The sequence below is a fragment of the Immundisolibacter sp. genome (genome assembly GCF_041625615.1).
GTDB lineage: Bacteria > Pseudomonadota > Gammaproteobacteria > Immundisolibacterales > Immundisolibacteraceae > Immundisolibacter.
This window is the reverse complement of sequence record NZ_JBFJTF010000161.1, coordinates 1-4,710: the sequence shown is the minus strand read 5'-3', so window position 1 is coordinate 4,710 and position 4,710 is coordinate 1. Positions and strand designations below refer to the sequence as shown.

General features: G+C 66.5%; 4 protein-coding genes. All 4 read right to left on the bottom strand.

What is annotated here, in order from left to right:
• Positions 1–147: 147 nt before the first annotated feature.
• The 4 genes from ABYX71_RS10590 to ABYX71_RS10575 all read right to left on the bottom strand — a co-directional run bounded on the left by ABYX71_RS10590 (position 148) and on the right by ABYX71_RS10575 (position 4,259).
• Positions 148–1,455 (bottom strand): MFS transporter, encoded by a 1,308-nt coding sequence (locus ABYX71_RS10590; RefSeq protein ID WP_372696466.1) that lies wholly within the window; start codon positions 1,453–1,455, stop codon positions 148–150.
• A 114-nt stretch (positions 1,456–1,569) separates the two neighbouring features.
• The gene (argE, locus tag ABYX71_RS10585) at positions 1,570–2,718 is read right to left on the bottom strand and encodes an acetylornithine deacetylase (protein ID WP_372696465.1); all 1,149 of its coding nucleotides are present in this window, start codon (positions 2,716–2,718) and stop codon (positions 1,570–1,572) included.
• A gap of 1 nt (position 2,719) precedes the next feature.
• Positions 2,720–2,851 carry a hypothetical protein gene (locus ABYX71_RS10580; RefSeq protein WP_372696464.1) on the bottom strand — a complete coding sequence of 44 codons (132 nt, stop codon included), beginning with the start codon at positions 2,849–2,851 and terminating at the stop codon, positions 2,720–2,722.
• Between the two features lie 160 nt (positions 2,852–3,011).
• Positions 3,012–4,259 (bottom strand): DUF1329 domain-containing protein, encoded by a 1,248-nt coding sequence (locus ABYX71_RS10575; RefSeq protein ID WP_372696463.1) that lies wholly within the window; start codon positions 4,257–4,259, stop codon positions 3,012–3,014.
• Positions 4,260–4,710 lie beyond the last annotated feature (451 nt).

The following is a 4,710-nucleotide window of genomic DNA, read 5'->3' as shown; positions in this document are numbered from 1 at the left end:
GGGCGTGCTGCGTCCGGACCGCCAACCGGACCGTTTCTAAGCGCCGGGGCAGCGTCGCGACGACAGCTCGCCGATTCTCAGCAGAACCGGCGTCCTGCCGCGCGGATGCTTCCGTGCCGGATGGCCTGTCTGCGCGGCGGCGAGCCTTTACGCCGGCGGCTGGTGCCGCCGGATGGTGAAGGCAGAGAGCGCGGCGGCGATCAGCAGCGTGCTGAAGGTCAAGAAATAGTTCGCCAGGCCGAGCTTCATCTGCAACAGCAGGCCGCCGACCAGCGGACCCAGGATGGATCCGATGCGGCCGATGCCCAGCGCCCAGCCGACACCGGTGGAGCGGGCATGGGTGGGGTAGATGTACGCGGTGAGGGCGTTCAGACTGATCTGTGCGCCGAACGAGAAGAACCCGCAGCAGAACACCAGCGTCAGCAGCAGTGGTAGCGAGTGGTGCACGCGTCCGGTGACCACCACGCTCAGCGCGGCCAGCAGCAGCGCGGCCGGCAGCATGTGGCGCGTGCCGCGTCGGGCCGTCAGGTGCGCCAGCAACAGCGGGCCGATGGCGCCACCCAGATTCAGCGCCACCGTGGCCCAGGTGGCGTAGGTGATGGCGAAGCCGGCTTCCACCACGAGGGTGGGAATCCAGCTGATGAGAAAATAGATGGCGATCAGGTTGGTGAAGAAGGTCGCCCATAGCTTGAGGGTGTCGCCGGCATAGCCGGGGGCGAACAGTGTGCGCACGGGAAACCGTTCAGCGGGAGCATCCTGTCCGCCTGTGGGCGCCGGCAGCGCGGCATCCGGGTCGATCCGGCGCAGGATGGCGGCGGCCTCGGTCAGATTGCGGCGGGTCACCAGGAAGGCGATCGACTCCGGCAGCACGCGCCACAGCAGCGGCAGCAGCGCCAGCGGGGCCAGGCCACCGACGATGTAGACGGAAGGCCAGCCGAAGCGCGGCAGCAGCCAGCTGGCCAGCACGCCGCCGATGATGCCGCCCAGCGGAATGCCCAGGAAGGTGATGGCAATGCACAGGTTGCGCTGTCGACGGGGGGCGTATTCGCTCATCAGGGCTGTTGTGTTCGGCAGGGCGCCGCCGAGCCCCATGCCGGTCAGGGCGCGCATGACCACCAGCTGTTCGAAGTTCTGTGCCCAGGCCGTCAGCAGCGTGAATCCGCCGAACGCAAGCACACTCAGCAGCAGTGCCGGGCGCCGGCCATAGCGGTCGCCAAGTGGGCCAAGCAACAACGCGCCCACCGCCATGCCGGCCAGTCCCGCCGCGTACACGGGCCCCATGTGGGCCCGGTCGATATCCCAGGCGGCCGCGATGGCCGGGCCGGTGAAGGCGGCGGCCTGCACGTCGAAACCATCGAGCAGCACCACCAGGGTACACAGGGCCAATACCCACCATTGCACGCCAGACAGGGGCCGCTGATCGATGATGTCGCTGACGGTTGGGGTGGACGACATGGGTGTGATTCCTCGGTTTTCTTGTGGGAGGTAAGAGGGTTGGCGTGGGGCGGGCACGGTTGATGGACCGCAGCCGTGGTGGGCACGGCTGCCGGTGACGGCACACCGGGTGTGTTATTGGCAGATGCGCGAGATGGCCTGTTTAAGCAGTTCGACGGTGGGTGTGAGGCGGTCGAGCGCCAGATATTCGTCTGGTTGGTGCGCCTGTTCAATGTTTCCAGGCCCCAGGATCACCGTTTCGCAGCCGAGCGCATTGAAATAGGGGCCTTCGGTGCCGAACGCGGCGGCCCCGGCGGGAGCGCCGCTGAGCTGCTCTGCCAGGCGCACGATGTGTGCGTCGGCCTGTGTGACCATGGGGGGCAGGCCGTCGAAGATGGCTTCGAACTCCACCTTGAGCCCTCGCGGCGCCAGCGCGGCCCGCACGCGCGGGTGCAGTGCCTCGCGCAGGGCGGCGGTGTACAAGCCCGGCACCGGGCGCAGGTCCAGTGTCAGCTCGCAGGCGCCGCAAATCCGGTTGGGGTTGTCGCCACCGTGGATGTGGCCGAGGTTGAGCGTCGGTACCGGCACGTGGAATGCGGCGTCGCGGTGTGCCTTCTGCAGCTCGGTGCGCCAGGCCAGTAGCGCACCGATGACGTCATGCATGCCCTCGAGTGCGCTGTTGCCGAGCGTGGGATCGCTGCTGTGGCCGCTGCGGCCAACCACTCGGATCCGCTCGTCGAAGATCCCCTTGTGCTGACGGATGGGTTTCAGGCCGGTAGGCTCGCCGACGATGCAGTGCCGGCCGAGCGCGCGGCCGGCTTCGGCCAGCCGGCGTGCACCGAGCATGCCGCTTTCCTCGTCGGCGGTGGCCAGCAGCACCAGTGGGCGTTTCAGGTCGGCGGCGCGCAGGTCACGCGCGGCTTCGATAGCCAGTGCCAGAAAGGCCTTCATGTCTGCGGTGCCGAGTCCGTACAGCCGGTTGTCCGCTTCGTGCAGCGTGAACGGATCTCGTTGCCACAGCGCCGGTTCGCAGGGCACGGTGTCGGTATGGCCGGCGAGCACCAGGCCGTCCTCGCCCGCGCCGAGTGTGGCGATCAGGTTGGCCTTGGCAGGGTCGGTGTCGAGATCCTGGATCTGGACCCGGAACCCCAGGTCCTCGAGCCAGGTGGCCAGCAAGTTGATGACGGCGCGGTTGCCGTGGTCCAGGCCGCGTTCGAAGCTGCTGACCGATGGCGTGCCCACCAGCGCGCCGATCAGGTCCAGCAACCGAGGGGGACGGGGCATGTCAGGTGGTCTTGCGAAGGTTCGGGGGTGTGATGCCGGCCTTCGAGGGGGCGCCGGTGACCCGGGCATGCGCGAAGGTGGCCGGGGTCACGCAGGCGGCGGCTGTATTGGCGGTCCGCAGCGACATGTCCACGCATTTTCCTCGTTCGTGCCGTGTGCGTGAACCTTAGCATTGGCCGCGGCCGGGCGCCGGACAAAAAAACGCCCGCAGACGGTCAGGCCTGCGGGCGCTGGGGGGACGGCGAACGTCCCCGCGGTCGAGTGCGCCGACGCAAGGCCGGCGCGATCTTGCCTTAGTTGATCAGACGCGGAATGGCCTGCGGGCTGAATTCCGACGCCTTGGCACCTTCGTAGTTGAAGCGACCTTCCGGGTTGGCGAACACGATGGTGGCGTGCAGGCGCTGCAGGTCGTAGACCGGTACATAGGTCACGGTTGGCGCCATGGAGCCGTCGTTACGCTTGGTCGGACGATAGTTGCAGTTCTCGATGCGCCACAGCTCGTTCTTCCGGTCGTAGAACTCCTGCCAGTGCAGCATCGGCGCGTACAGGTTGGCGTCGTAGTACTGCACCTTGCGGTTGAGCAGGTGGCCGCGACCGGGCTTGCCTTCCACCACATACACTTCGCGCGGCTCCCAGTCGTCCAGGATGTTCCAGTAGGGCGCCTTGCTCATGTCAATCATCGGGAAGCGCTCATCACCTTCGGCGGGCACTTCCACGGTGGAGTGAACCGAGGCCAGCATCCAGCGCTTGCCCAGCAGTTTCCAGTCCTCGTACCAGGACGGATCCAGGTTCATGCCGAAGGATTCGTCATTCAGCAGGTCGGTCGAGGACAGCGGGTCCGCCCAGGCGTTGCTGGACAGGCGCCGCACGCGCCGCACACTGCGCACGTAGGCGTACACGTCCGGCAGGCGGGCGTCGGTGTACTGGATGGTCAGCACGCCCAGACCGCGCGAATCGTTGGGGTACTTGTTCAGAACCACTTCGTACTTGGCCACTTCACCGCTCGGGTCGGCCAGGGCGGGATTCAGCGCGCCGTTGGCCAGGTAGCGGGCAAAGCGCCAGTGCTGCTCACGCTCGAAGCCCTTCTGGCCGTTGATCAGCGCGAAATACATCGGGTTGTAGTCAACGACGTCGGCAAACCACGGCCCGCGCATGAAGTTGTAGGCCAGCTTGATGCCGTCGGCCGGGTTGTTGGCGTCGATGTTCGCGAACGGCATGCCGGTGACGAAGTTCTGGAGGCGGTTCTTGTCGTCCAGCGTCACCTTGCCCGCGTGTTCCTCGGTGGCGGAGACCAGCCGCGGATCGATGGGCAGCTCCTCGCTCGCCCGCAGGCGCATCTGCAGCCCAAACTCGCGAATCATTTTTTCCTGCGTGGGCAGGATCAAATCCGACAGGGGGCGGCCTTCGAAGGTCTGGGATTTGACCTGGTCGATGTTGTCGACATTGATGACGGTGCCGGCGGCAATGTCAGCGGCGGTCGCGGTGTTCAGCAGGCCGCACAGGGCAAGCGTGCCCACGGCGCAGGAGGTTTTCTTGAACATGGCTTTCCTTGTCCATTGGAGCGATACCGGCGCGCGTCGCCGGTTACGGGTGAGACACATGTGAGGATCGATAGCGGAAATATCTAGCCTCCGGGTGGATTGCGATGACATGACTGAAAACAACCCTGGAGCGCCCGTTCGGGTCTTGTCAGGGCCAAACCGGGCCGGTGCCGGATAACGAGCCAGCGGAGGCCGATCAGACACGCAGCCGACCGTTCGTGCAAAACGGCAGAACTTCCAAGGATACCGCGTGATGTGTGCGGGCCCAAATGCGTAGGATGATCGGCATCGGTCGGCGGGGGCGCGGGGGACGGGGGTCAATGCGCGCGCGGTTGTTTCCGACAGGTCGGTTGGGGTGTCGACGTCGTGCAGGATTCCGGGGTCATCCACAGCGATTTCCCGCACGTCGGCGGCGTGTCGCTGCAGCAGGGCGCGGGCGCCCTGGTCGCCG

Excerpts from the sequence above, each read along its gene's own strand:
- ABYX71_RS10590 (WP_372696466.1), bottom strand. The coding sequence starts at position 1,455 with ATGTCGTCCACCCCAACCGTCAGCGACATCATCGATCAGCGGCCCCTG.
- argE (WP_372696465.1), bottom strand. The coding sequence starts at position 2,718 with ATGCCCCGTCCCCCTCGGTTGCTGGACCTGATCGGCGCGCTGGTGGGC.
- ABYX71_RS10575 (WP_372696463.1), bottom strand. The coding sequence starts at position 4,259 with ATGTTCAAGAAAACCTCCTGCGCCGTGGGCACGCTTGCCCTGTGCGGC.